Source organism: Rhizobium sp. NFR03 (assembly GCF_900111275.1).
In the GTDB taxonomy this organism is placed as follows: domain Bacteria; phylum Pseudomonadota; class Alphaproteobacteria; order Rhizobiales; family Rhizobiaceae; genus Ferranicluibacter.
In genome coordinates this window covers 611,424-633,163 of record NZ_FOGR01000003.1, presented here as the reverse complement: position 1 = coordinate 633,163, position 21,740 = coordinate 611,424, and the positions used below count along the sequence as shown (strand labels likewise).

The window sequence follows — 21,740 nt, the reverse complement described above, 5'->3', positions numbered from 1 at the left end:
AAGGGCGCTCGCATCACGCATGGAGCGTCAGTTCGCCTCCGCCGTCCACAGGTCGATATCGTCCCGCGCGCCAATCAGCGCCAGTCCGTGGGCAATGGAGAGGAGTTCGCCGCCGCTCTCGATGCGTGCCGTATCGAACCGCCGCTCGAACATCTGCCGCACGGCCGGAACAAAGGACGTGCCGCCGGTGAGGAACACCTTGTCCACAGCGCCGGCAGCCGTGTTCGTCTGTTCCAGCACGTCATCCAGCGCACCCTCGATCCTGCCGAGTTCCGGCGCGATCCACTGTTCGAAGTCTGCGCGGCGCACGATCTTGCGGCTACGCTCGCCGAGCGGCGCGAAGTAGAACTCGGTTTCTTCCTCGGCCGAGAGGCGCATCTTGGTGGCCGAAACAGCCTGATACAGCGGGTAGCCCTCGTCATGCTCGATGAGGTCGATGAAAGCCTCCAGCTTTTCCGGCTCCAGCGACGAGCGGACGAGCTGTTTCAGGTCGGCAAAATCCTTCAGCGTCTTGAAGATCGACAGCTGGTTCCAGCGGCCGAAATTTGCGTAGTAGCCGGAGGGGACATCCAGCACCTTGTCGAACGAGCGGAACTGGGTGCCCTTGCCGATCAGCGGCGACACGAGGTTGTCGATGATCCGGAAGTCGAAATGATCGCCCGCCACGCCGACGCCGGAATGGCCGATCGGCGTTGCCGACAGCACGCCGGCATGAGTCTCGAAGCGGATCAGCGAATAGTCGGTGGTGCCGCCACCGAAGTCCGCGACGAGCACGGTCGCGTCCTGTTTCAGTGTCTGAGCGAAGTAGAAGGCAGCCGCCACAGGCTCGTAGACATAGCGGATATCCGAGAAGCCGAATGTGCCGAGCGCCGTCTGGTAGCGCTCCAGCGCCAGATTGTCGTCCGGATTTGCGCCGGCATAGCGCACCGGCCGGCCGACGACGATGCGGGTGCCCTCGACCGGCCACGCATCGCCTGCATAGTCCCTGAGACGTGCGACGAAAGCGCGCATCAGGTCTTCGAAGCCGTTGCGCCGTGCAAAGATCAGCGTTCCCTGGAAAAGCGGGCTGGCGGCAAAGGTCTTGATCGATTGCAGGAAGCGCGCGTCGCCCGGATTGTCGATGAAGGTGCGGATCGCGGCCTGTCCCGCCTCGATCTGCAGAGCCTGCGCGCCAAGGTTGGGGTGCTTCATGAACGACAGCGCCGTGCGCATCGTGTCATAGCGCCCGGCGGGGCTGTCGAAGTCGATGGCACGTGTTTTTCCGTGTTCGACGGCGGCGAGAACGGAGTTGGTGGTGCCGAAGTCAAAGCCGAGCGACTGGGTCATGGTGTCTCTCCTCGTGCGGATGGCTGCGCGACGGCAGATCGAGCGCCGGGGTGTCCGGTCGCCGCAATAGCTGTCGATCGCGAGCATGGGTCGGCCCTTCGCGGCGGGCCTGCGGGTCTGGAAATGGTCGCCGTTATCGGCTGTGGGGATGCCGCTCCCTCGCATGGCCCGCTGTCAAAAACAAGAGCGTCCGGTGCCATAAACAGGACGGATAGTCTGATCGCCCCGCTTCGTGACGCACATCGGCTCGACAACCTTGCTCTTATTTGACATGACGGCCCATCGAGACGGGCGCGGCGTATGCCGTTGAAGCGGAGGCTGGTCATGAGCGAAATACAGGAAATGCCTGAGCGCGAGAGCATGGATTTCGATGTGGTCGTGGTGGGAGCCGGACCGGCTGGCCTGTCGGCCGCGATCCGTCTGAAGCAGATCAACCCGGATCTCACGGTTGTGGTTCTCGAGAAGGGCGGCGAGGTCGGCGCGCATATCCTGTCGGGCGCCGTGGTCGATCCCTGCGGCATGGATGCCCTTCTGCCCGGCTGGCGCGAGGAGGCGGACCATCCCTTCAATACGGAGGTGACGGAGGACCAGTTCCTGCTTCTCGGGCCTGCCGGCTCGCTGCGCCTGCCGAACTTCGCCATGCCGCCCCTCATGAACAATCACGGCAACTACATCGTCTCGCTCGGCAACGTCTGTCGGTGGCTGGCCGGCAAGGCGGAGGAGCTCGGGGTGGAGATCTATCCCGGCTTTGCCGCCACCGAAGTGCTTTACAACGAGGACGGCGCGGTCGTGGGCGTCGCCACAGGCGACATGGGCATCGAGAAGAACGGCGAGCCGGGCCCGAGCTTTGCACGGGGCATGGAGCTTCGCGGCAAGTATGTGCTCATCGGCGAAGGCGTGCGCGGCTCGCTCGCCAAGCAGCTGATTGCCAGATACGATCTCCAGAAGGATCGCGAGCCGCAGAAATACGGCATCGGCATCAAGGAACTCTGGCAGGTCAAGCCCGAGAACCACAAACAGGGCCTCGTTCAGCACTCCTTCGGCTGGCCGCTGGGCCTCAGCACCGGCGGCGGCTCGTTCCTCTATCACCTCGAGGACAACACGGTCGCCGTCGGCTTCGTGGTGCATCTCAACTACAAGAACCCCTATCTCTACCCGTTCGAGGAGTTCCAGCGCTTCAAGACACACCCGGCCATCCGCGGCACCTTCGAGGGGGGCAAGCGCCTTTCCTACGGGGCGCGCGCCATCACCGAAGGCGGCTACCAGTCGGTGCCGAAGCTGACGTTCCCGGGTGGCGCACTGATCGGCTGTTCCGCCGGTCTCGTCAACGTTCCCCGCATCAAGGGCAGCCACAACGCCGTTCTCTCGGGCAAGATGGCGGCCGAGAAGATCGCAGCCGCCATCGCCGCCGGTCGGGCGAATGACGAAGTGGTCGAGATCGAGACCGAATGGCGCGCCGGCCCGATCGGGCGGGATCTCAAGCGCGTGCGCAACGTCAAGCCGCTCTGGTCGAAGCTCGGCACGGTGGCCGGCGTGGCGCTGGGTGGTCTCGACATGTGGACCAACCAGCTCCTCGGCTTCTCGTTCTTCGGCACGCTGAAGCACGGCAAGACGGATGCCCAAAGCCTGGAGCCGGCGGCAAAGCACAAGAAGATCACCTATCCCAAGCCCGATGGCGTCCTGACCTTCGATCGCCTGTCCTCGGTATTCCTGTCGAACACCAACCACGAGGAAGACCAGCCGGTCCACCTGAAGGTAAAGGACATGGAGCTGCAGAAGCGCTCCGAGCACGACATCTATGCTGGCCCGTCCACGCGCTATTGCCCGGCCGGTGTTTATGAATGGGTGGAGAAGGATGGGGATGAGGTCTTCGTGATCAACGCGCAGAACTGCGTGCACTGCAAGACCTGCGACATCAAGGACCCGAACGGCAACATCACCTGGGTTCCGCCGCAGGGCGGCGAGGGGCCGGTATACCCGAACATGTAAAGTCTACCCGAACAGGTAAGTCTACCCGGGTATGGTAGCCCTTGCGGTGCCGGAAACGCACTGTCTCGGCGTTTAAAAACGAAAACCCTCCACGACCCGGCCAGCGGGAAGGGAGGGTTTTTCTTTATGCGGATCGATCAATGCACGGTCATCCATTCGCGGGCCGAGCGCAGGGCGATGGCAAGATCGCCCTTCGACATGGTGGCGGCAAGTTCGGCGCGCAGTTCCGCTGCCCGTTCGGAGCCCTTGATGGCGGCGATGTTTAGCCATTTGTGGGCGGCGACGACATCGATGTCGCAGCCGCGGCCCGTGGCGTACATCAGGCCCATGTTGCAGAAGGCTTCCGCGCGGTTTTCGCCGGCGATCGTTGCGTAGGTGAAATTCTGGAGGTCGAAGCGTGCCATTGTCGTTGTCCCTGTTTCGTTCAATCGTTTCTTCGTGCAGTCCCTGTTTCGACCCTCTGAAGCCCGGCCATCTGCGTGGCTCTTGATCTTCCGGGGGCTGTCGGCGGAGTGTTTGTCTCCGCTCGTCTTATGGACTGGAGTATGCGGCACGGCCTTCAATTCCCGCTTAAAATGCATGATTAATTCGCGGCAAACGAAGTTCAAACGATTGGTAAACTTGGGTTTTTGTTAAACATCAGAGACCCTGCATTGCCGGGCTTTCGACTCGAATTTTACGCATCTTTTACATCTCGATTTCAACCCTTCGTTCACCATGAAACAGACGGGAAATTCTGCGAGCCGGAAAAATCGAGCGATAGGAACTTTCCAGATCTGCCTTTTGACATTCCTTTTACGTTCACGTAATTTGGGAGCGAGACGCTCGGGAGGCGTCTTTTTGGAGGGAGATTTCATGAAGATCACAGGCAACGTTCTGGCGGCTGTTCTAGGCTCGGCACTTTTTGCACTGCCTGCATTGGCAGCGGAGCCCATCCTCGGCAACTGGAAGACGGCGAGCGGCGAAACAGCCGCGATCGCCAACTGCGGCGGCAACTTCTGCATCATGGTGAAAACCGGCAAGCATGCGGGAAAGAAGATCGGGACCCTGTCGGGCTCAGGCGAGAGCTACTCGGGCGAAGTAACCGATCCCGACAATGACAAGACCTACAGTGGCTCCGCCGCCGTTGCCGGCAATCAGCTGAAGCTGAAGGGCTGCGTGATGAAGGTTTTTTGCAAGAGCCAGACCTGGAGCCGGCTCTGATCTGTTGAAGGTCTCGGTTTGATCTTCCTGACAGGCCGTGATCGGCCCGAGGAGTAAGAAAGGCTGAGAACGATTTTTCGAAGAGGCCGGAGCCCGACAGGGGCTCCGGTTCGCTTTCTTTACTGCGCGCGCTGGCCGAACAGGATCTTCTGCGCATCTTTGTCTTCCGACAGATGCTTTTGCCGTTCGCGCTCTTCCCGCCCGACATCGAAGCCGGCGATCACCGCGGGGCGGGCCGAAAGGGTTTCGAACCAGCGCTTCAGGTGCGGGAAGTCGTTGAGATCCTGCCCGCCGCTTTCATACTGGCGCACCCAGCCGAGGCAGGCCATATCGGCAATGGAATACTCGCCGGCCAGAAAGTCGCGGTCCGCGAGGCGCCGGTTCATGACGCCGTAGAGGCGATTGACCTCGTTCGTATAGCGATCGATGCCGTAGGCGATCTTTTCCGGGGCGTAATGGCGGAAATGATTGGCCTGTCCCGCCATCGGGCCAAGCCCGCCCATCTGCCAGAACAGCCACTGATCCACATCGACGCGCGCCCGCTCGTCGCTCGGGTAGAAGCGACCGGTCTTGCGACCGAGATACTGAAGGATGGCCCCGGACTCGAACACGGAGATGGGAGCGCCACCCGGACCATCGGGATCGACGATGGCCGGCATGCGGTTGTTGGGTGCGATCTTCAGGAAGTCCGGAGCGAACTGTTCGCCCTTGGAAATGTTGATATATTTGACCGCGTAGGGAAGGCCGATTTCTTCCAGCATGATGGTGATCTTCCAGCCGTTGGGGGTCGGCCAGTAGTAAAGGTCTATCGGTGCGGACATGGCGGTCTCCGGTCTCTCGAATGCATCGGGTTCTCTGCCAACCTAGCGCAGAAACTCGAGAACCGAAACCGCCTACGCAGCAACAGCGGTCCTGCCCGCGCCGGTGAAGCAGGTCGGATGGAAGGCATCGAAAGATTCGCGGAGGTGAATCGCTGCATTGCAGCATTCAACCTGAACGGCACATGAACCGCCCTCTCAGCTATAATTCAGTTTGCCTGTGCGAAAAGACGGTCATCGAACCAACACCAACTCAAATTGCTTCGAACGGATCGACTGTCATGGATATTCTTGCACGCCGCCTCACGATCATCAGCGCTCTCATGGTCGTCTTCGCCATGAGCCTGGCCGCCGCCGTCAGCGCCGACACCGAGCGCCGCCGCCAGCACGATTACACCACGACTCTGGCCGACTGCACCGCCCACACCGCCCAGTTCTGCCAGGCAAAGCTCTGACCACGGGGTACGCGCCGGCGGGGCGGGCTCTCAAGAACGCCTGATCCGGTACAACGCAAGAAAGAGATCCGTCATCGATGAGGCGGGTCCTATGGCGGAACGGCTCGATTGCCAGATCGCTGCACCTCGCTGATAAAGCAGCTTGTGTCCGCTCCCGTCTTTCGGTCATCTGGCGATATGTTCGCGCTCCCTCTCTCGACCATTCTTATCTATGCCCTTGCGGCCCTGTTCGAGATCGCCGGCTGCTTCAGCGTCTGGGCGTGGATGCGTCTCGGGCGGTCCGCTTTCTGGCTCATTCCGGGCATCGCAAGTCTCGTCGCCTTCGCCTTGCTTCTGACGTTCAGCCCGCAACCGGCGGCGGGACGCAGCTTTGCGGCCTATGGCGGCATCTATATCGCGGCATCGGTCCTGTGGATGTGGCTGACGGAAGGGGTTCGTCCGGATCGCTTCGATCTCGCGGGCGTGGTGCTGGCGCTTGCGGGAACGCTCGTCATCCTCATGCCGGGCAGGGATGGGACGTGAGAGGTCGGCTCCTTCAGAAATTGGTGCCAGGAATTGCTGCCTGGCACGTCCACTTGTCGTTTGCTTGTCAATTGCGCCGTCCTATAATGCCGCATGAGCGCACGAATCTCTTCCATCCAAGCCCTTCCCACCGCAATGCCGGAGGCCTTCGAGCCGCAGACATTCGATGATCCGGTCCAGGCCGTCGATGCGCTGACGGCGCTTTACGAGCGCAACACGAATTTCCTCGTGGATGGCTTCACGGCACTTGGCAAGGGTGTGGCCGCCAGCCGGTTTCGCGCCTGCTATCCGCAGGTCAGCATGGAGACCTCCAGCTTCGGCCATGTCGATTCGCGCCTGTCCTACGGCCATGTCACGGCGCCCGGCGTCTACACGACGACGGTCACGCGTCCGAAGCTCTTCCGGCATTATCTCAAGGAGCAGCTGGGCCTGTTGATCCGCAATCACGGCACCGGCATCACCGTATCGGAATCCTCGACGCCCATCCCGCTGCACTTCGCCTTCGGCGAAGGCGCGCATGTCGAGGCATCGCTGGCCGAAAACATCGACGTGCCCCTGCGCGATCTTTTCGATACGCCCGATCTTTCGACCACGGACGACGAGATCGCCAATGGTGCCTATGAGCCCGGCCCCGGCGAGCCTTTTCCGCTGGCCCCGTTCACCGCGCAGCGCATCGATTATTCGCTGGCGCGCCTCAGCCACTATACCGCGACCAGTGCGGCGCATTTCCAGAATTTCGTGCTCTTCACCAACTACCAGTTCTATATCGACGAGTTCTGTGTCTGGGCCCGCAAGCAGATGGCCGAGGGCGGTAATGGCTATACGGCCTTCGTGGAGCCGGGAAACATCGTCACACAGGCCGGATCGGATGAGCCGGACAGCGATCTGACGCTCGCCCGCCTGCCGCAGATGCCCGCCTACCACATGAAGAAGAAGGGCCATGGCGGCATCACCGTCGTCAATATCGGCGTCGGCCCTTCCAATGCCAAGACGATCACCGACCATATCGCCGTGCTGCGCCCGCACGCCTGGCTGATGCTCGGACACTGCGCCGGCCTTCGCAACAGTCAGGCACTGGGTGATTATGTTCTGGCGCATGCCTATGTGCGCGAGGACCATGTGCTGGATGACGATCTGCCTGTCTGGGTGCCGATTCCCGCCCTGGCGGAGGTGCAGATGGCGCTGCAGGAAGCCGTTGCGGAAACCACGGGCTATGAGGGCTACGACCTCAAGCGAATCATGCGCACGGGCACCGTCGCGACCATCGACAACCGCAACTGGGAGCTTCGCGACCAGCGCGGCCCGGTGAAACGACTGTCGCAGTCGCGAGCCATCGCGCTCGACATGGAATCCGCCACCATCGCGGCCAACGGGTTCCGTTTCCGCGTACCCTACGGAACGCTGCTCTGCGTCTCCGACAAGCCGCTTCATGGCGAACTGAAACTGCCGGGCATGGCCACGGCATTCTACAAGAATCAGGTCAGCCAGCACCTTCAGATCGGCATTCGCGCGCTGGAGAAACTGGCTGCCATGCCACCGGAAAAGCTGCATTCGCGCAAGCTTCGCAGTTTCTTCGAAACGGCATTCCAGTAACGCGTAACGACGATAGCGAGGTGCTGAAAGCGTGTCTGAGGCGGATCACGCCGATGCTCAGGCCGTCACGCCCGGTGCAGGCTCTACAGCTGCGGCCTGAGGCTCCACCGGTCTGCCGACGAGCAGTTTCAGCTCGCCCGCATGGATCTTGATTTCCACGTCGCCGCGAAGCGGCAGCAACTCGCCGTCGATCACGCAATTGATCTTGTGCTTGCGCGCATCGGGAAAATAAAGCTCGACCTGCTTGACGCTCATTTCGGTAATCAGCGTGCTCTCGCGGAATTTCCCGCGCAGAATGTCGAAAACGAGACGCCCAACGCCGGGCGGGGTGAGGGGCGGCGCTGTGTAGAAGCCGAGATGGCCGCCCGTCAGATCATCGGCATACATCAGCGAATTGGCGCCAAAATGATTGTTGGAGACGGACAGCGCCGAAACCTTGCGCCTCTCCGTCACGCCATCCGCTCGAAATTCAATCTTGAACTGAGGCGGGTTGAACACGACGCCGATTGCTGCGCGGGTGCTGGCGGATATCTTGCCGAGGCGCGAGGCGAAACTGTAGGATTCTCGGTAACGCACCATGCGCGCATGCAGGCCCATCGAGAACTGGTGGACGAAGGCGCGACCATTGGCACTGCCAATATCGCCGTCGATGATCTCGCTATGCGCCAGCACATCGAGAACCTTCCAGATATCCAGCGGCAGCTTCAGCGAGCGGGCAAAGAGGTTCATGGTGCCTGCGGGCACGACGCCAAGCGGAAGGCCGCTTTTCCACGCGACGCCGGCTGCTGCCGAAATGGTACCGTCACCGCCGCCGGCGATCATCCCGTCGAGATCGTCCCGGTTCGCAGCCTTCTTCAGCTCGGCTTCCATGTCGCTGCCGGACACGACGGCGATCTCTATCTCATGACCGGCAGAGCGGAACGTCTCGTCCATCGCCTTCGTGTAAAGGTCCATGTCCGTGGTGCGAAAGGTGCCGCCGTCGCTATTCAATATGGCTTTGAGCTTCATGCGGATCCCGGCTTTGTCTGAACACAAGGCTGGGCAAAACCGGGCAACCCCCGGCCTGTCCCTCTTGCCGGATCGTATATGCGGCGTCCTTGAGCGGGTTCAAGATGAACGCGTGCCGGGAGCCATGCTTATTTCGCGTACGCGAAATATGCCGGGATCTCAGGCCGAGGCCTGCAGCACGACGACCTGGTCTCCAGCCTTCACGCGGTCATAGAGATCGACCACGTCATGATTGAGCATGCGCACGCAACCGCTCGACATCGCATGTCCGATGGATCGTGGCTGGTTGGTGCCGTGGATGCGGAACATCGTGTCGTTGCCGTTGCGATAGAGGTAGATCGCGCGGGCGCCCAGCGGGTTGTTGGGGCCACCCGGCAAGCCACCGGCATATTTCAGGTTCCGGGCAGGATCGCGCCTGATCATGTTGGGCGTCGGCGTCCAGCTCGGCCACTCCGCCTTTCGCCCGATATAGGCATTGCCGGCCAGCGCATAGCCTTCGCGTCCGACACCGATGCCGTAGCGCATGGCGCGGCCGTTCTCAAGAATGTAATACAGCCGGCGCGCGGGCGTATCGACAACGATGGTGCCCGGCGCGTAGGCCGCGGGATAGGCGACTTCCTGCCGGCGCAACTCCGGCTCGATCTGGTCCAACGGAACTGCGGGAAGGGGAAAACGCTCGTCCGGAAGAGCCGCATAGTTCAGCCGTGCGATCGAACCTGTGTCTGCACAGCCAGCGAGAAGAGCGGAAAAGCCGAGCAGCAGGCCGCGGCGGGAAATGGACATGAACTGGCCCCGATTGTGGTGATTCTGTGGAGGCCAAAATGCCGAGTTTATGGTTAACAGCTGGTAAAGACGCGCCACCGCACGTTGTCTGCACGGCCTTCCGGTGAAACGTGACGGTCTGTCATGCTTTGTGACATACCGGTCACAGGGCTCGGCGGATCGTTTCGGCCTCTCGCGCGTTATGAAGGGCCAAACGCATTTCCGCCCTAACTCGGGTCGATGTCCGTATCTCGTTCTGACAGGAGAGAATCATGAACAAACCCCTCGCCAGCATCGTCTGCGCTGCAGCCATCGCTTCCGGCACCCTGCCGGTCATGGCAGCCGACCTCGCCCCCGCACAGTCCTATTCCGATTCCGGCGCCCGCAATGGCGTGAAGATCGGCTATCTCGATTGCACCATTGCCGGCGGCGCCGGTTACGTTCTCGGCTCGTCCAAGGAGGTCACTTGCGCCTTCAAGTCGACGATCGACGGCGAGCCTGTGGATGATTACTCGGGCGCCATGCGCAAGCTGGGCGTCGATCTCGGCTTCACCACGGAAGGCCGCCTGATCTGGGCCGTTCTCGCCCCGACGGCCGGCTATCACCACGGTTCGCTCGCTGGCCTCTACCAGGGCGCGTCGGCTGAAGCCACGGTTGGTCTCGGTGTCGGCGCCAACGTGCTTACCGGCGGCACCTCGGGCTCGATCCACCTGCAGCTCCTGAGCCTTCAGGGGCAGGTTGGCCTCAATGTCTCGGCTGCGGGAACCTCGATGACGCTGACCTCGGTCAACTGACCATCCTGAAAGACCGATAGAAAGAAGCGCGTGGCTCAGCTGCGCGCTTCTTTGTTTGCGGCGACGGGCACTTCAGCGTGTTCAGGCCCTGGAAAGCCTGTCGAGAACACGCGGCAGGGCATCCGCAAAAGCCTGCATCTCCACCTCGGGCCCCGCGCTGACCCGGATGCACCTGTTGAGCGGGGCAGCACCCGGCATGCGGATGAACACGCCGGCCTCGTCCATCAATCCATCCACGATAGCGCGCGCAAACGCCGCATCCCGGCCACAGTCGATGGCCACGAAATTCGTTGCCGATGGCAAAGCCCTGAGCCCCGCCCGTCCTGCGATGTCCGCAATCGTTGCCCGGGAGGCTGCAATGCGCGCAACCACGCTTTGCAGGTATGCCTGATCTTTCAATGCGGCTTCAGCCGCCGCCGTTCCCACGCGGTTCATGCCAAAGTGGTTGCGGATCTTGTCGAAGGCGGCTGCCGTTCCCGGCGTGGAGATCGCATAGCCGACCCGCGCCCCTGCAAGGCCGTAGGCCTTGGAGAACGTCCGCGTTCGGATCACGTTCGGCCGGTCGATGAGGGACGTCAGATCGGGAAGCGTGCTCGCTGGCGCCGTTTCGCCATAGGCCTCGTCCAGCACCAGCAATGTCGTTTCCGGCAACGCCTTCGCGAACTGAACGATGCTCCCGGCATCCCACCAGCTACCCATGGGATTGTCGGGATTGGCAAGGTAGACGAGCGGCGCATCCTCGCGCCGCACGGCCTCCAGCAGACCTTCGAGATTTTCCCGGTCGCTACCGTCGTAAGGCACGGTCACCAGCCGGCCGCCATGACCCGCAACGTGGAAATTGAATGTGGGATAGCCGCCGAGCGATGTCACCACCGGCATGCCGGGCTCGACGACCAGCCGCACGATCTGCCCCAGCAGCCCGTCAATGCCTTCGCCGATTGCCAGATTGTCCGGCCGCACACCGAGGTGACCGGCCAACGCCTGCTTCAGATCGAAGTTTTCCGGATCATTATATTTCCAGATGCCGGAGAGCGCTGCCGTCATCGCCTCGATAACGCTCGGTGCCGGCCCGAAGCCGCTCTCGTTCGCCCCGATTCGCGCCGTCAGTATCGCGTTTCGTTGCCGCTCGATGGCTTCCGGTCCGACGAAAGGCACTGTAGCCGGCAAGGAGCGGGCAAGCGGTGTAAAGCGGGAGAAAGCTGACATGGCGGGGTCCGGTGATCATGAAGGTCAGCCACCCTAGCAGAAACCGCGCCGCCGGAAACGATGCGCCGCCGCGATCACCAGCTATTAGAAGGCCGTCGTCCTTGTCGCACAGGCGCGAAGCGGAACGATCCGACCACGATCAGACGGAAGCATCACCCAGCCAGCGCACGGCCATCAGACCGCAAGCTGCGCCAAGCGCTGTGAGGAAGGTGCCCCAGATCATGTCCACGACGCTCAGCATTGCGGGCCAGTTCCGCAAGGTCGACAGGTTGGTGATGTCGTAGGTGCCATAGGCAGCCAGACCCAGCACCGCGCCGTAGCCAATCGCCGTCATCAACGATCCCGCCCGCAGGCCCGGGAGAACGGCGAGGATGACGATGGCAGCGGCGAAGAACAGGTAGAACACGGCGGCGACAGCCAGATTCGGCTGTGGCGACATCAGGTCGCCGAGCTGGTCGCGATAGAACGTCCGAGCGACCAGACCCAGCCACACGGCATCGACGACGAGGAAAGAGAGAAGGGTGCCGGCATAGGCAATCAAATAGGTCTTCATCGTCGCGCTCCTGTTTGGCACGTCTACGAAGGGCGCGCGAAACCGGATTACCGCCATTTTGTGTAATCAGTGGCTCACAATGACGAAGCAGGCCTGGAAACCGTGATTTAACGTGTGGCAATACTGTTATGTGCGAAATCCATGCGGATCAACTGGCGGATGAACTCCTGCGTGAGCTGCATGTTGAAGCGGACACCGAGTTCCGAGCCCACGCGGTGAACGACCGTGCTGCCGATCTCTTCGGAAAAGCCGACGATCTCCACGAAAAAATGCTGGGGCAGGGAGACCGCCGGATTGAAATCGATCATCGCGCCGCCGATCGAAATATGGCGCAGCAAGCCATTATATTTCGTCTTCGGCTTCAGATGTTGTCCGACAACGAGAATTCGGCACGGCCGCTCTACGAAAAAGTGCTTGTAGGTTGCAGTTGTCTGCCCCGGACGGGCCTCTGCCCTATGCATGATCATGGACATCAGATTGCTCCGGTAAAGGGTCACTCGATTGGTGTTCGACCAAGCTATAGGTCGTCAAGCTTGTTTCGGCCTTGCGGTCGCCACCGCCGCGCCCGCGCCCGGAACGAAATTTTCTCCTTCAATTTCAATGGGTCCACTTACGTTCGTTTGTACTGACACGTTGAATGGTAAGCTACGGGTTCCATTTTTCGGGTAGCTCCGTTAGAAAGGATGCAAGAGGAGATTTTCCAGCAGGGGTGCGGTGCTTGTCAGTGCTGCGTCTCAAGGTAGGGCCCATGAAAAAATTTCTCTTCCGGAACGAACTGACGTCGGGCGACAAGCTCTCGACAGCCGATCTGCAGAATTTGTTGAACGGCTTCCTCCTCTTCGACGAAGCAGATTATGTCCGCGCCAATCCTGACGTTCGCCAAGCCGTTCAGCGAGGCGAATTCCCTTCAGGTTTTGCGCACTTCCAGGAACGCGGCAACATGGAGCGCCGCTTTCCCGGCTTCAACGGCTTCAAATGGGACGATTACATCAAGGCCAATGCCGACCTTGCGCATTTTCGCAACGACCCCAATCCGGAAGCCTGTGCAAAAACGCACTTCAAGGAAAGTGGATATACGGAAGGCCGCCGGCTCGAGCCCTGACGGACAGGCGTCGCGCACCTGACGAAATGCGCTGCGACCCACGTCTCAAAGAAGAGAGCTGCGCACTCGCGTGTCTCTCTCCACGTCCAACACATCACCTGTTTACGACAGATCCACGAGATCATTGCAAGAAAGACCAAATAGCCCTTGATCCCCAAGTGGATTGATCCTATCAGGGGCCTCGACGGAGAGGTGGCCGAGTGGTCGAAGGCGCTCCCCTGCTAAGGGAGTATACCCGGAAGGGTATCGTGGGTTCGAATCCCATCTTCTCCGCCACTAAATTCTCCGACATAGTCAGCGCACAAATGCCATCGCGATATTCGCGGCCGCTTCCAGTGGTATACCTGAATTATACCGACTGCTGAGCAGCATGGCTCTATGCATCCTGTACGGCTTGAACGAAATAGGCTTTGTCCGTGTCCCGCTGCTGATTCTGACCTTGGCGCTGACGATCATGAAGCTGCCGGTGCAGAGCGGGGAGGGATAGTGCGCAGTGCTTGCCTCTGTGATTTTCAGCGGACCTCACCTCGTAGGGTCAGGATCTTGCCTGCTTGCGCTGCTGACGCTCGGCTAACGGCTCTCTCGGGCCGCTCACGACACCACTTGATCGTTTAGCCGGTTGGCGCCACATAAAGCGTGTCGCGCGAATCTGTGCAGCCGTATGCGGCCACGACATGCGTCAAGAGATAAGGACCTGAGCGTCTTCAGCGAATTCGAAAGATCGCGCACGCTTTTCGGGAGAGGCGAATAGGATCAGCGTGATGAGAGAGCCCAGACTTCTTCCGGATGCCATCGAGGCCGGTGCGATCGAGCTTGTCGATCGGGTTGCAACGCGCCATCGCAAGACCCGTAAATATGGCAGCGTCACGATCATCGTGCCCGATGTCGTTCATGACGGGATGCCTGCGGGAGATTATGAAGTGGTCATCCGCCGAAAGGTATCGGCACTTGGCGACCGGCTGAAGACGCTCGACAATCCCTGGATGCGGTTCTTCGATCAATAGAGTGGATGGGGACGTTGTTTCGCGCGGGCACTGGCGGAAGACGGTGGTCCGCTTATCGGCTCGGGAAACCATCAGAATTTCCTGATTCTCGGGAGCTTTCCCAGCGACGAATGCGGGGCGAGGTGCTAACGTCGGCTAATGGTTCTCTTCTCGGTTCACCACAAGACGTCCTATCGTTACAAACGGCCGGTTGGCTTCGGCGAGCACCGGCTGATGTTTCGACCGCGCGACAGTTTCGACCAGACGCTTCTGGAAGCATCGCTCCATGTGTCACCGGAGCCGAGCAACGTCCGCTGGATCCATGATGTATTCGGCAATTGCGTGGCACTGGTCGCCTTCGAAAAGCCGGCGCGGGAACTGACGTTCGAGACTCTGATCCGGCTGGAACATACGCCGCATGTGCCGATCGACTTCGAGATCGACGAGGAGGCGCGAACCTTCCCGTTCTCCTACGATCCGGAAGAGGCCTTCGACCTTGAACAGACGATGAAGCGGCATTGCCCCGACCCGGACGATCAGGTCGGCAAATGGGCGCGTCAGTTCGTGCGGGTCGGCCGGCCGACGGAAACCGGACATCTGCTGATGACGCTCTGTTACGCGATCCGCGAGGGCTTCGTCTATGCCCGGCGGCAGGAGCACGGCACTCAGCAACCTCTGGAGACCCTGCGCCTGCGCAAAGGCACATGTCGCGATTTCGCGCTGCTCATGATGGAGGCCGCTCGTTCGCTCGGTCTCGCAGCCCGCTTCGTGACCGGTTACATCTACGTCCCGAGCCGGGACGGGCAGCGCACGCTGGGCGGGGGGTCGACCCATGCCTGGTGCCAGGTCTACCTGCCCGGGGCAGGGTGGGTGGAATTCGACCCGACGAATGGCATTGTCGGCAACCGCGATCTGATTCGCGTCGGTGTGGCGCGTACGCCCCGGCAGGCGGTTCCCCTTTCGGGTAGCTACGATGGCAAGAAGGGCGACTTCGACAGCATGACCGTGCAGGTCAATGTCGTCAGCGAGGCATCGATGACGTCTGGCGACACGTCCTCCGCCGATCCTCACGCAGAAGCCAACCTGCCAATGTCCGAAGAGATGGAGACCCCGGAACGCGAGCGCTCGAAGCACACCGCGTCAGAGGCCATTTCCCGTTCAGCATGACCCTCCCGGCATCTCACACTGAAGGATAGAGCATTTGAAGATTAAAGCGGGTTTCCACATCAGCTATGAATGCCAACAGGACACCGCAATGTTGCTGGTGCTCAACATTCATCCCTCCCGGCGCGTGGACCTGCTGACGGATCAGGTTTTACAGTTCGACCGGCCGATCGAGGCCTGGGAATATATCGACGGTTTCGGGAACGCTTGCAGCCGGATCGTCGCACCGGCTGGAATAACCACGCTCTCGACTGCATTCGAGATCTACGACACCGGTCAACCCGATATCATTCCGTATGATGCCGTGCAGCATTCGATCAAGGATCTGCCCGATGACGTGCTCGTGTACCTGCTCGGCAGCCGCTACTGCGACACCGACCGCCTTTCGAACTTTGCCTGGCAGACGTTCTCTCATGTGCCGCTCGGCTGGCCGCGTGTGGCGGCAATCATGGAATTCACGCACAACCGCATCCGGTTCGATTATCAGCGGGCCGATTCGACGCGGTCGGCCTTTGGCGGCTTCACCGATCAGACCGGCGTTTGCCGCGACTTCGCCCATCTCGCCATCACCCTCTGCCGCGCCATGAATATCCCGGCGCGCTACTGCACCGGCTATCTCGGCGATATCGGCGTCCCGGTGGACGTCAATCCCATGGACTTCAGCGCCTGGTTCGAGGTCTATCTCGGCGGACACTGGCATACTGCGGATGCCCGGCACAACAAACCGCGCATCGGCCGCATTCTCATGGCAACCGGACGCGATGCGACGGACGTCGCGCTCTCCACTGCCTTCGGACCGGCGACGCTCGTGCGCTTCGACGTGGTAACGGACGAGATTCCACACGATTCTGCCCAATAGGCTGCGGGGCGGCGGAAGCGTTCTGACATATATCGCAAGGGTTGGGCCGTGCGAGGGCCGGCATGTCCATGCCTCGGTCGGACACCATCGAAACAGGACGACGGATTAACAGACGCATCTTGTCTGTTCGCTGCGGACAGGCGTGATGCCGTGTTCTCAGGACATTGGATTGAGGCTGAAGGTCGATCTGGTGATCAGCCTCCTTTTCCGTCGGCAAAACCCTCAATGCCGGCGTCTGGATGCGTGGCGGCTGCAATGATTGTGGCGGAGCAAGGCGGTTCGCGGCATGTCCTGTTGTGGAGATCGGGCCTCTTCAGCATGTCTGCTCCGAGGCCACCTGTTGCGGCATCCGCTTCGTCCTTGTGGCGGCAGAGGCCTTTTTATTCGCCCGCTCCAGGACCGGTACGCAAAGATCGAGGTCGTGGGAGGCGAGATGGGCATAGCGCATCGTCATCTGCAGCGTCTGGTGGCCGAGCCACATCTGGACACGACGGATATCGATGCCGCCACGCACCAGCCGCGAGGCGCAGGTGTGGCGAAGCACATGCGGCACGAGATCCGGATCATCGAGGAAGCCGGCATCCTGCTTGGCCAGCTTCCAGACCGTGCGGAACTGCTGCTGGTCGATCCCCGAGAACGGCCCCAGACCACGCGTCGTGGCATGGCCAATGGCTTTGCGCGCCCGTGTCGTCAACGGTACGGAGCGACTGCGCCCGGATTTGGTGATCCAGAACGTTGCCATGGAGCCTTGGAGGTCGTTCCATCGAAGGCCGAGAGCCTCGCCAAGGCGCGCGCCGCTATCGACCAGAAAGATGCAGAGCCGTTGATAGAGCTCATTGCGTGCACCAATTGCTGCGAAAAGCCTCACCTCCTCGTCATGCTCTAGAAATCGCACGCGCCCGGCGCGTTCTTTCTGGCGTGTGAAGTCGGGCAGAACGCTGACGTCGCCCATCTTGTGTGCCTTGCGCAAAAGCTTGCTCAGCGCCGACATTTTGCGGTTGATGGTCGCATTGCTGTTGCCACGTTTGCGCAACGCGTTCACCAGACGGTCGAGCATGTCCTGAGAGAAGCCGGTAAACTCCTTCTCCGGCATCATGTCGTAGAGATCGTGGATGAAGGCGACGACATTGGCCTTGTGCTTTCCACTTTCCCAGAGCGTATCGCCATAATGGCCGAGCAGGGTGACGAGCGTATGCGTGGCCGGCGGTTCGACGTCGCTCCCGGCGCGCAGCGTGTAGGAGAGTCCGGAAAACGAGCCGGCGCCATAAGGCTCCGCAAGGAAAGGTTTGCCGTTCATATCCATAAATGCCGTCTCCAATGACGCGCCGTGCGAGGGCGCCTATGCAGGTTCTTTCTGCTCGCCCGTTGAGAGCGGGGCAGGACGATGGACGCAGCCCGGCAGCGACGGCATCGCGACGCGATGCAGACCTTTCGGGCGGAGAAGCGGTGCCGCTTCAAATATTCGGGAGTTCACGCGACAGAACTTCGTCCGCGTGAATGGATAGAATATGCCTAATACAGCGCATACTTATTTTCAAAATTCCAAAACCACAAGGCCCGCAGTTCGTGAGAACTGCAGGCTTTATGATTTTGATGTCAGACCTTCGAGTGGGAAGGTCTGACGACGTCGCGGGTGCGTGACTTAGAAGTCGCGCTGCAGGCGGAGGAAGCCAGTCCAGTTGTCGTCGTCACTCAGAGCATCAGCCGCACTTCCATCAGCCTTTGTGTAGTTGACGGTAGCAAGCGTCTTCAGGCCTTCAGTGATCTTGTAACCAGCCGTTACACCGACCTTCCAAGCTTCCAGGTCGCTGTTGAAGCCGACATCACCGAAGTACTGAGCAGCCGGGGTGATCGTCAGCTTGTCAGTTGCCTTGATGGCGTATTCAGCAGCAACGGTCCACTCGGACGTGTACCAGTAGTAGGTGGGATCGGTCGCATAGATACCTGCAACACCAAGCGTACCCGGGCCGATGTCAGCCGTGACGATAGCGCGGAAGGCAGCTTCGTCGACGTTTGCATCGTAGCTGCCGATAAGCTGTGCGTTGAGGCCACCGATCGTGCCGCCAACGAGAGCACTGATACCAATGTTGTCGTTGCCCTTGCCGTCCGGGTTGAGGCTGCCTGGAAGCTCGCTGGTGTCAGCACCTTCGAGGTCTTCTACAGCAACGCCAACGCGATAGGCGCCGCCGTCATAGGTGTAGCGAATACCGTTGAGCGTTGTATCGTTGTCGCTCAGGACGTCCGTTTCGCCAGAAAGATCGTCATCCCACCAAGTGTAGTAGTTACCGACGTCGAAGCCAGCAAAGTTGATCCAGGCCGCGCTGAGGTAGGCGCCTGAATGGTCGCTCACGTTGACCGCGTTGGTTTGAGCGCGCAGAACGATGTAGGACGACAGCGTGCCGAATTCCGTATCGTTCTTGGCGTCGAATTCGAGCTGGGCGCGCGTAGCAGTGCTCAGTTCGTTGTCGTCGATCGCATCGTCGAAATTGAGCTGCGTACGGACGTAGCCGCCGATCTTCAGGCAGGTTTCCGTGCCCGGGATGTAGAAGTAGCCGGTGCCGAAAGCGTCGCAAACGCGAACGTATTCCATTGCTTCCGGTTCAGCAGCGACGATGGCGTCGGCAGCGTGTGCGCCGGATACTGCTGCGAGAGCGGCAGCGGAGCCGAGAAGAAGGCTCTTAATGTTCATTTCTGACCTCCAGTCAAAAATGAGTCTCGGCTTACCAAACGTCGCTCCCGCAGGCCTTTGAGGATTTTGCTGCTCCCGTCGAGCACATCGCACCTGGGCGGCGATCCGGGGCATGCCGATGTTTCTTCGACGTCTGCCGGCTGGAGGGGCGGCTTCCGGAAAACGATTCTCAGGGAATCATCTGCCGGAAACGATTCTCGAAGCCGGTCAGGTGACGCGCTGCATCCGCTCGAAGCACGCCATGTCATCAGCTGGATGCGCTGCAGCCTATGCGGAATGCCCTCCAGCCCCTGTTTTGCACCGCTTTTGACATGTTTCGCGCAAGCTGCGGCCGGGCTAAGCTCTTCGCAACAAAGGATTTTCTTAAGGTCTTCTTAAGACTTTAGCGCCCGGATGGCCATTTTGTGTCGTTTCAGCAACAGGACATGCGGAAGGGCTGACGAAAGGAGGCGGGATAGCAAGTTGGTGATTGCGCCATCGGCCGGGTCAGGTATTTTCAAATCCAGAAGCACGGGCGGTTGATCGCCAACTTCTGAAGTGTTGGGGATGGGGCAGGGAACGCTGTCCTTCAGCAAAATACCCAGACCCGTTTTAAACTTTTGACTGGAGGTCAGAAATGAACATTAAGAGCCTTCTTCTCGGCTCCGCTGCCGCTCTCGCAGCAGTATCCGGCGCACACGCTGCCGACGCTATCGTCGCTGCTGAACCGGAAGCAATGGAATACGTTCGCGTTTGCGACGCTTTCGGCACCGGCTACTTCTACATCCCGGGCACGGAAACCTGCCTGAAGATCAGCGGTTACGTCCGTACACAGCTCGAGTATGACGATGCTCGCGGCAACGACAACGAACTGAACGCCTTCACGCGTGGCCAGCTCGAAATCACTGCCAAGAACGACACGGAATACGGCACGCTGTCGTCCTACATCGTTCTCCGCGCTCAGACGGACAACGGCAACAACGTCAACAGCGACTCCGGCGCATACCTCGATGCAGCCTGGATCAACATCGCTGGCTTCGACGTTGGTAACTACTACACCTGGTGGGACGACGATCTCTCCGGCGAAACGGACTTCCTGAACACCAACGACACGACACTGAACGGCGTTCGTTACACCTACGACGGTGGCACGTTCCGCGCTGGTATCGCTGCTGAAGAACTCGAAAGCGCAACCAACACGTTCGGCGTTCCTCAGGACGGCGAAGGCAACAACGACATCGGTCTGAGCGGTCTGCTCGGCGGCACGCTCGGTGGCTTCAACGTTCAGGCTATCGGCAGCTACGACTTCAACGCTGAAGAAGCTGCTTTCCGCGCTCTCGTCACGGCTGAAATCGGCCCGGGCACGCTTGGCCTCGGCGGTATCTACGCAACCGACGCAAACTACTACTGGGATGTATCCGAGTGGACCGTTGCTGCTGAATACGCCATCAAGGCAACTGACAAGCTGACGATCACCCCGGCTGCTCAGTACTTCGGCAACATCTACCGCACCGGCAGCTCCGCTGCATTCAACGACGTCGATGCATGGCGCGTTGGTGTAACGGCCGGCTACAAGATCACCGAAGGCCTGCGTACCCTCGCTACCGTCAACTACACGGATGCCGAAGGTTCGAACAACCAGGTTACCGGCAGCGACGACAACCAGTGGACTGGTTTCCTGCGTCTGCAGCGCGACTTCTAATATCACTTGACCTCACGGTCATTGATGGAAAACCCGGCAGTGATGCCGGGTTTTTTCGTTTGAAGACGAGACAAGGCGCATGACGACAGTGCCAGTACGGCATTCGTCGCCTCGATCGCAGATTATCCGACCGCCGCCATGAACCTAGAGATCGGCTCGATGACGCCGGGGAGGTGGAGGAGGGGGGCATGCCCCTGGCCGGGCACCGTCAGCGCCTGCATTCCGGAATGGCGACGGGCCATATCCGAAACGGTGTTCTGCGAGAGAAGTGACGATGTCTCGCCGCGGATCACCATAAGTGGCTTCTCCCGCAGGCGATCGAAGAGGGGCCAGAGATCGGCAGGAGGCGTTTCCGCCGAGAGTTCGAGGAGCGGTGCAACGAGCGCGGGGTCGAAGTCGGGCACGATAGCGCCGTCCGTCTCGCGATAGAGGCTTTCGGCCATGTCGTCCCAGTCGGCTGCCTCCAGCGCCGGAAAGGCAGGTCCGTGCAGCATCTTCAACGCCATGGCGGCCGCGCGCCAGGATGTGTAGCGTCCTTCGTCGTTGAGATAGCGCGCGATGGCGAGTAGCCCGCCGATTTCGATCACGGGTCCGATATCGTTGAGAATGTTGGCCTGTGAAAGCCCGGGCGCCATGCCGGCCAGAAGGTGGAGGATCAAGCCGCCGCGCGACGTTCCGACGAAAATGGCCGCATTGATGTCGAGCGCGCTGCAGATCTCCAGAACGTCGCCCGCCTCGACGGAGAGCTGGTAGCGGCTCGGGTCCGCGTCCCAATCAGACCTCCCACGCCCGCGATAATCGATCGCGATGACGCGTCGCGGCATTTCCGGATCGCTTGAGACGGTTCGGGCAAAGCCATGAAAGTCGCGGGAATTACGGCTGAGCCCGGGAAGGCAGACAACGGGCAGGGGAATGTTGCCATCTGAGCGACGGCGAATGGCGGGATACTCCGCTGCAAACAGCGTCAGCCCATCCCGGACCCGAATGAAATGCTCGCCGATTCCGTTCCTGTCCATATCGCCTCCCTTCGCGG

The 21,740-nt window shown here is 60.6% G+C and carries 22 protein-coding genes and 1 tRNA gene; 12 read left to right on the top strand and 11 right to left on the bottom strand.

The annotated features are described in order from the left end of the window. Nucleotides 1–27: 27 nt before the first annotated feature. Nucleotides 28–1,326, bottom strand: coding sequence for an Hsp70 family protein (locus BSG19_RS12725; protein ID WP_092988312.1), 1,299 nt, complete (start codon nucleotides 1,324–1,326; stop codon nucleotides 28–30). A gap of 324 nt (nucleotides 1,327–1,650) precedes the next feature. Between BSG19_RS12725 and BSG19_RS12720 the strand changes: the two genes are divergently transcribed. Next, nucleotides 1,651–3,315 carry an electron transfer flavoprotein-ubiquinone oxidoreductase gene (locus BSG19_RS12720; protein ID WP_092988310.1) on the top strand — a complete coding sequence of 555 codons (1,665 nt, stop codon included), beginning with the start codon at nucleotides 1,651–1,653 and terminating at the stop codon, nucleotides 3,313–3,315. Nucleotides 3,316–3,452: 137 nt separating this feature from the next. Here the strand turns inward: BSG19_RS12720 and BSG19_RS12715 are convergent, their stop codons facing one another. Further along, nucleotides 3,453–3,719: a sel1 repeat family protein gene (locus BSG19_RS12715; protein ID WP_092988308.1), complete on the bottom strand. Its 267-nt coding sequence runs from the start codon at nucleotides 3,717–3,719 to the stop codon at nucleotides 3,453–3,455. 451 nt (nucleotides 3,720–4,170) lie between these two features. Between BSG19_RS12715 and BSG19_RS12710 the strand changes: the two genes are divergently transcribed. Then, nucleotides 4,171–4,518 (top strand): DUF2147 domain-containing protein, encoded by a 348-nt coding sequence (locus tag BSG19_RS12710; protein WP_092988306.1) that lies wholly within the window; start codon nucleotides 4,171–4,173, stop codon nucleotides 4,516–4,518. Nucleotides 4,519–4,637: 119 nt separating this feature from the next. On the opposite strand, the gene BSG19_RS12705 is transcribed toward BSG19_RS12710, so the two are convergent. After that, on the bottom strand, nucleotides 4,638–5,339 hold the full coding sequence (locus tag BSG19_RS12705) for a glutathione S-transferase N-terminal domain-containing protein (RefSeq protein ID WP_092988304.1): 702 nt from the start codon (nucleotides 5,337–5,339) through the stop codon (nucleotides 4,638–4,640). A gap of 278 nt (nucleotides 5,340–5,617) precedes the next feature. On the opposite strand from BSG19_RS12705, the gene BSG19_RS12700 reads away from it, so the two are divergent. The 3 genes from BSG19_RS12700 (at nucleotide 5,618) to BSG19_RS12690 (ending at nucleotide 7,906) form a co-directional block, all read left to right on the top strand. Continuing rightward, on the top strand, nucleotides 5,618–5,791 hold the full coding sequence (locus tag BSG19_RS12700) for a hypothetical protein (protein ID WP_092932804.1): 174 nt from the start codon (nucleotides 5,618–5,620) through the stop codon (nucleotides 5,789–5,791). A 177-nt stretch (nucleotides 5,792–5,968) separates the two neighbouring features. Next, nucleotides 5,969–6,313: a YnfA family protein gene (locus BSG19_RS12695; protein ID WP_092988495.1), complete on the top strand. Its 345-nt coding sequence runs from the start codon at nucleotides 5,969–5,971 to the stop codon at nucleotides 6,311–6,313. A 93-nt stretch (nucleotides 6,314–6,406) separates the two neighbouring features. After that, a complete protein-coding gene (locus BSG19_RS12690) occupies nucleotides 6,407–7,906 on the top strand; it encodes an AMP nucleosidase (RefSeq protein WP_092988302.1) in 1,500 nt (499 codons plus the stop codon). Between the two features lie 57 nt (nucleotides 7,907–7,963). Here the strand turns inward: BSG19_RS12690 and BSG19_RS12685 are convergent, their stop codons facing one another. Further along, the gene (locus tag BSG19_RS12685) at nucleotides 7,964–8,914 is read right to left on the bottom strand and encodes a diacylglycerol/lipid kinase family protein (protein WP_092988300.1); all 951 of its coding nucleotides are present in this window, start codon (nucleotides 8,912–8,914) and stop codon (nucleotides 7,964–7,966) included. A 159-nt stretch (nucleotides 8,915–9,073) separates the two neighbouring features. Further along, nucleotides 9,074–9,697, bottom strand: a complete 624-nt coding sequence (locus tag BSG19_RS12680) for a L,D-transpeptidase (protein ID WP_092988298.1) — start codon at nucleotides 9,695–9,697, stop codon at nucleotides 9,074–9,076. Nucleotides 9,698–9,948: 251 nt separating this feature from the next. Here BSG19_RS12680 and BSG19_RS12675 point away from each other — a divergent pair, with 251 nt between their 5' ends. Continuing rightward, complete coding sequence (locus BSG19_RS12675; protein WP_092988296.1) at nucleotides 9,949–10,470, top strand: DUF992 domain-containing protein; 522 nt, start codon at nucleotides 9,949–9,951, stop codon at nucleotides 10,468–10,470. Nucleotides 10,471–10,551: 81 nt separating this feature from the next. Here BSG19_RS12675 and BSG19_RS12670 read toward each other — a convergent pair whose 3' ends face one another. The 3 genes from BSG19_RS12670 to BSG19_RS12660 all read right to left on the bottom strand — a co-directional run bounded on the left by BSG19_RS12670 (nucleotide 10,552) and on the right by BSG19_RS12660 (nucleotide 12,702). After that, nucleotides 10,552–11,676, bottom strand: coding sequence for a pyridoxal phosphate-dependent aminotransferase (locus tag BSG19_RS12670; RefSeq protein WP_092988294.1), 1,125 nt, complete (start codon nucleotides 11,674–11,676; stop codon nucleotides 10,552–10,554). A gap of 139 nt (nucleotides 11,677–11,815) precedes the next feature. Beyond that, complete coding sequence (locus tag BSG19_RS12665) at nucleotides 11,816–12,229, bottom strand: DUF2177 family protein (RefSeq protein ID WP_092988292.1); 414 nt, start codon at nucleotides 12,227–12,229, stop codon at nucleotides 11,816–11,818. A 107-nt stretch (nucleotides 12,230–12,336) separates the two neighbouring features. After that, a complete protein-coding gene (locus tag BSG19_RS12660) occupies nucleotides 12,337–12,702 on the bottom strand; it encodes a PilZ domain-containing protein (RefSeq protein ID WP_092988290.1) in 366 nt (121 codons plus the stop codon). Nucleotides 12,703–12,977: 275 nt separating this feature from the next. Between BSG19_RS12660 and BSG19_RS12655 the strand changes: the two genes are divergently transcribed. From BSG19_RS12655 to BSG19_RS12635, 5 genes are all read left to right on the top strand, one after another. Then, complete coding sequence (locus tag BSG19_RS12655; RefSeq protein ID WP_139274762.1) at nucleotides 12,978–13,331, top strand: hypothetical protein; 354 nt, start codon at nucleotides 12,978–12,980, stop codon at nucleotides 13,329–13,331. A gap of 186 nt (nucleotides 13,332–13,517) precedes the next feature. Continuing rightward, nucleotides 13,518–13,607, top strand: a tRNA-Ser gene (locus BSG19_RS12650). A 485-nt stretch (nucleotides 13,608–14,092) separates the two neighbouring features. Further along, nucleotides 14,093–14,335 (top strand): hypothetical protein, encoded by a 243-nt coding sequence (locus tag BSG19_RS12645; protein WP_092988286.1) that lies wholly within the window; start codon nucleotides 14,093–14,095, stop codon nucleotides 14,333–14,335. 138 nt (nucleotides 14,336–14,473) lie between these two features. Continuing rightward, on the top strand, nucleotides 14,474–15,481 hold the full coding sequence (locus BSG19_RS12640) for a transglutaminase family protein (RefSeq protein WP_092988284.1): 1,008 nt from the start codon (nucleotides 14,474–14,476) through the stop codon (nucleotides 15,479–15,481). Between the two features lie 34 nt (nucleotides 15,482–15,515). Beyond that, nucleotides 15,516–16,337: a transglutaminase-like domain-containing protein gene (locus BSG19_RS12635; protein WP_092988282.1), complete on the top strand. Its 822-nt coding sequence runs from the start codon at nucleotides 15,516–15,518 to the stop codon at nucleotides 16,335–16,337. A 313-nt stretch (nucleotides 16,338–16,650) separates the two neighbouring features. Here BSG19_RS12635 and BSG19_RS12630 read toward each other — a convergent pair whose 3' ends face one another. Both BSG19_RS12630 and BSG19_RS12625 read right to left on the bottom strand, forming a co-directional pair. After that, nucleotides 16,651–17,634, bottom strand: a complete 984-nt coding sequence (locus tag BSG19_RS12630) for a tyrosine-type recombinase/integrase (RefSeq protein ID WP_244529221.1) — start codon at nucleotides 17,632–17,634, stop codon at nucleotides 16,651–16,653. 345 nt (nucleotides 17,635–17,979) lie between these two features. Continuing rightward, nucleotides 17,980–19,026: a porin gene (locus BSG19_RS12625; protein ID WP_092988278.1), complete on the bottom strand. Its 1,047-nt coding sequence runs from the start codon at nucleotides 19,024–19,026 to the stop codon at nucleotides 17,980–17,982. Between the two features lie 616 nt (nucleotides 19,027–19,642). On the opposite strand from BSG19_RS12625, the gene BSG19_RS12620 reads away from it, so the two are divergent. Continuing rightward, nucleotides 19,643–20,707, top strand: coding sequence for a porin (locus tag BSG19_RS12620; protein ID WP_092988276.1), 1,065 nt, complete (start codon nucleotides 19,643–19,645; stop codon nucleotides 20,705–20,707). 122 nt (nucleotides 20,708–20,829) lie between these two features. Here the strand turns inward: BSG19_RS12620 and BSG19_RS12615 are convergent, their stop codons facing one another. Continuing rightward, a complete protein-coding gene (locus tag BSG19_RS12615) occupies nucleotides 20,830–21,723 on the bottom strand; it encodes an alpha/beta fold hydrolase (RefSeq protein ID WP_092988274.1) in 894 nt (297 codons plus the stop codon). Nucleotides 21,724–21,740: the final 17 nt, after the last annotated feature.

Coding starts and splice junctions, on each gene's coding strand:
- BSG19_RS12615 (WP_092988274.1), bottom strand. CDS start 21,723: ATGGACAGGAACGGAATCGGCGAGCATTTCATTCGGGTCCGGGATGGG.
- BSG19_RS12640 (WP_092988284.1), top strand. CDS start 14,474: ATGGTTCTCTTCTCGGTTCACCACAAGACGTCCTATCGTTACAAACGG.
- BSG19_RS12670 (WP_092988294.1), bottom strand. CDS start 11,676: ATGTCAGCTTTCTCCCGCTTTACACCGCTTGCCCGCTCCTTGCCGGCT.
- BSG19_RS12665 (WP_092988292.1), bottom strand. CDS start 12,229: ATGAAGACCTATTTGATTGCCTATGCCGGCACCCTTCTCTCTTTCCTC.
- BSG19_RS12660 (WP_092988290.1), bottom strand. CDS start 12,702: ATGTCCATGATCATGCATAGGGCAGAGGCCCGTCCGGGGCAGACAACT.
- BSG19_RS12620 (WP_092988276.1), top strand. CDS start 19,643: ATGAACATTAAGAGCCTTCTTCTCGGCTCCGCTGCCGCTCTCGCAGCA.
- BSG19_RS12710 (WP_092988306.1), top strand. CDS start 4,171: ATGAAGATCACAGGCAACGTTCTGGCGGCTGTTCTAGGCTCGGCACTT.
- BSG19_RS12630 (WP_244529221.1), bottom strand. CDS start 17,634: ATGAACGGCAAACCTTTCCTTGCGGAGCCTTATGGCGCCGGCTCGTTT.
- BSG19_RS12690 (WP_092988302.1), top strand. CDS start 6,407: ATGAGCGCACGAATCTCTTCCATCCAAGCCCTTCCCACCGCAATGCCG.
- BSG19_RS12695 (WP_092988495.1), top strand. CDS start 5,969: ATGTTCGCGCTCCCTCTCTCGACCATTCTTATCTATGCCCTTGCGGCC.
- BSG19_RS12720 (WP_092988310.1), top strand. CDS start 1,651: ATGAGCGAAATACAGGAAATGCCTGAGCGCGAGAGCATGGATTTCGAT.
- BSG19_RS12700 (WP_092932804.1), top strand. CDS start 5,618: ATGGATATTCTTGCACGCCGCCTCACGATCATCAGCGCTCTCATGGTC.
- BSG19_RS12725 (WP_092988312.1), bottom strand. CDS start 1,326: ATGACCCAGTCGCTCGGCTTTGACTTCGGCACCACCAACTCCGTTCTC.
- BSG19_RS12685 (WP_092988300.1), bottom strand. CDS start 8,914: ATGAAGCTCAAAGCCATATTGAATAGCGACGGCGGCACCTTTCGCACC.
- BSG19_RS12655 (WP_139274762.1), top strand. CDS start 12,978: ATGAAAAAATTTCTCTTCCGGAACGAACTGACGTCGGGCGACAAGCTC.
- BSG19_RS12680 (WP_092988298.1), bottom strand. CDS start 9,697: ATGTCCATTTCCCGCCGCGGCCTGCTGCTCGGCTTTTCCGCTCTTCTC.
- BSG19_RS12705 (WP_092988304.1), bottom strand. CDS start 5,339: ATGTCCGCACCGATAGACCTTTACTACTGGCCGACCCCCAACGGCTGG.
- BSG19_RS12645 (WP_092988286.1), top strand. CDS start 14,093: ATGAGAGAGCCCAGACTTCTTCCGGATGCCATCGAGGCCGGTGCGATC.
- BSG19_RS12675 (WP_092988296.1), top strand. CDS start 9,949: ATGAACAAACCCCTCGCCAGCATCGTCTGCGCTGCAGCCATCGCTTCC.
- BSG19_RS12625 (WP_092988278.1), bottom strand. CDS start 19,026: ATGAACATTAAGAGCCTTCTTCTCGGCTCCGCTGCCGCTCTCGCAGCA.
- BSG19_RS12715 (WP_092988308.1), bottom strand. CDS start 3,719: ATGGCACGCTTCGACCTCCAGAATTTCACCTACGCAACGATCGCCGGC.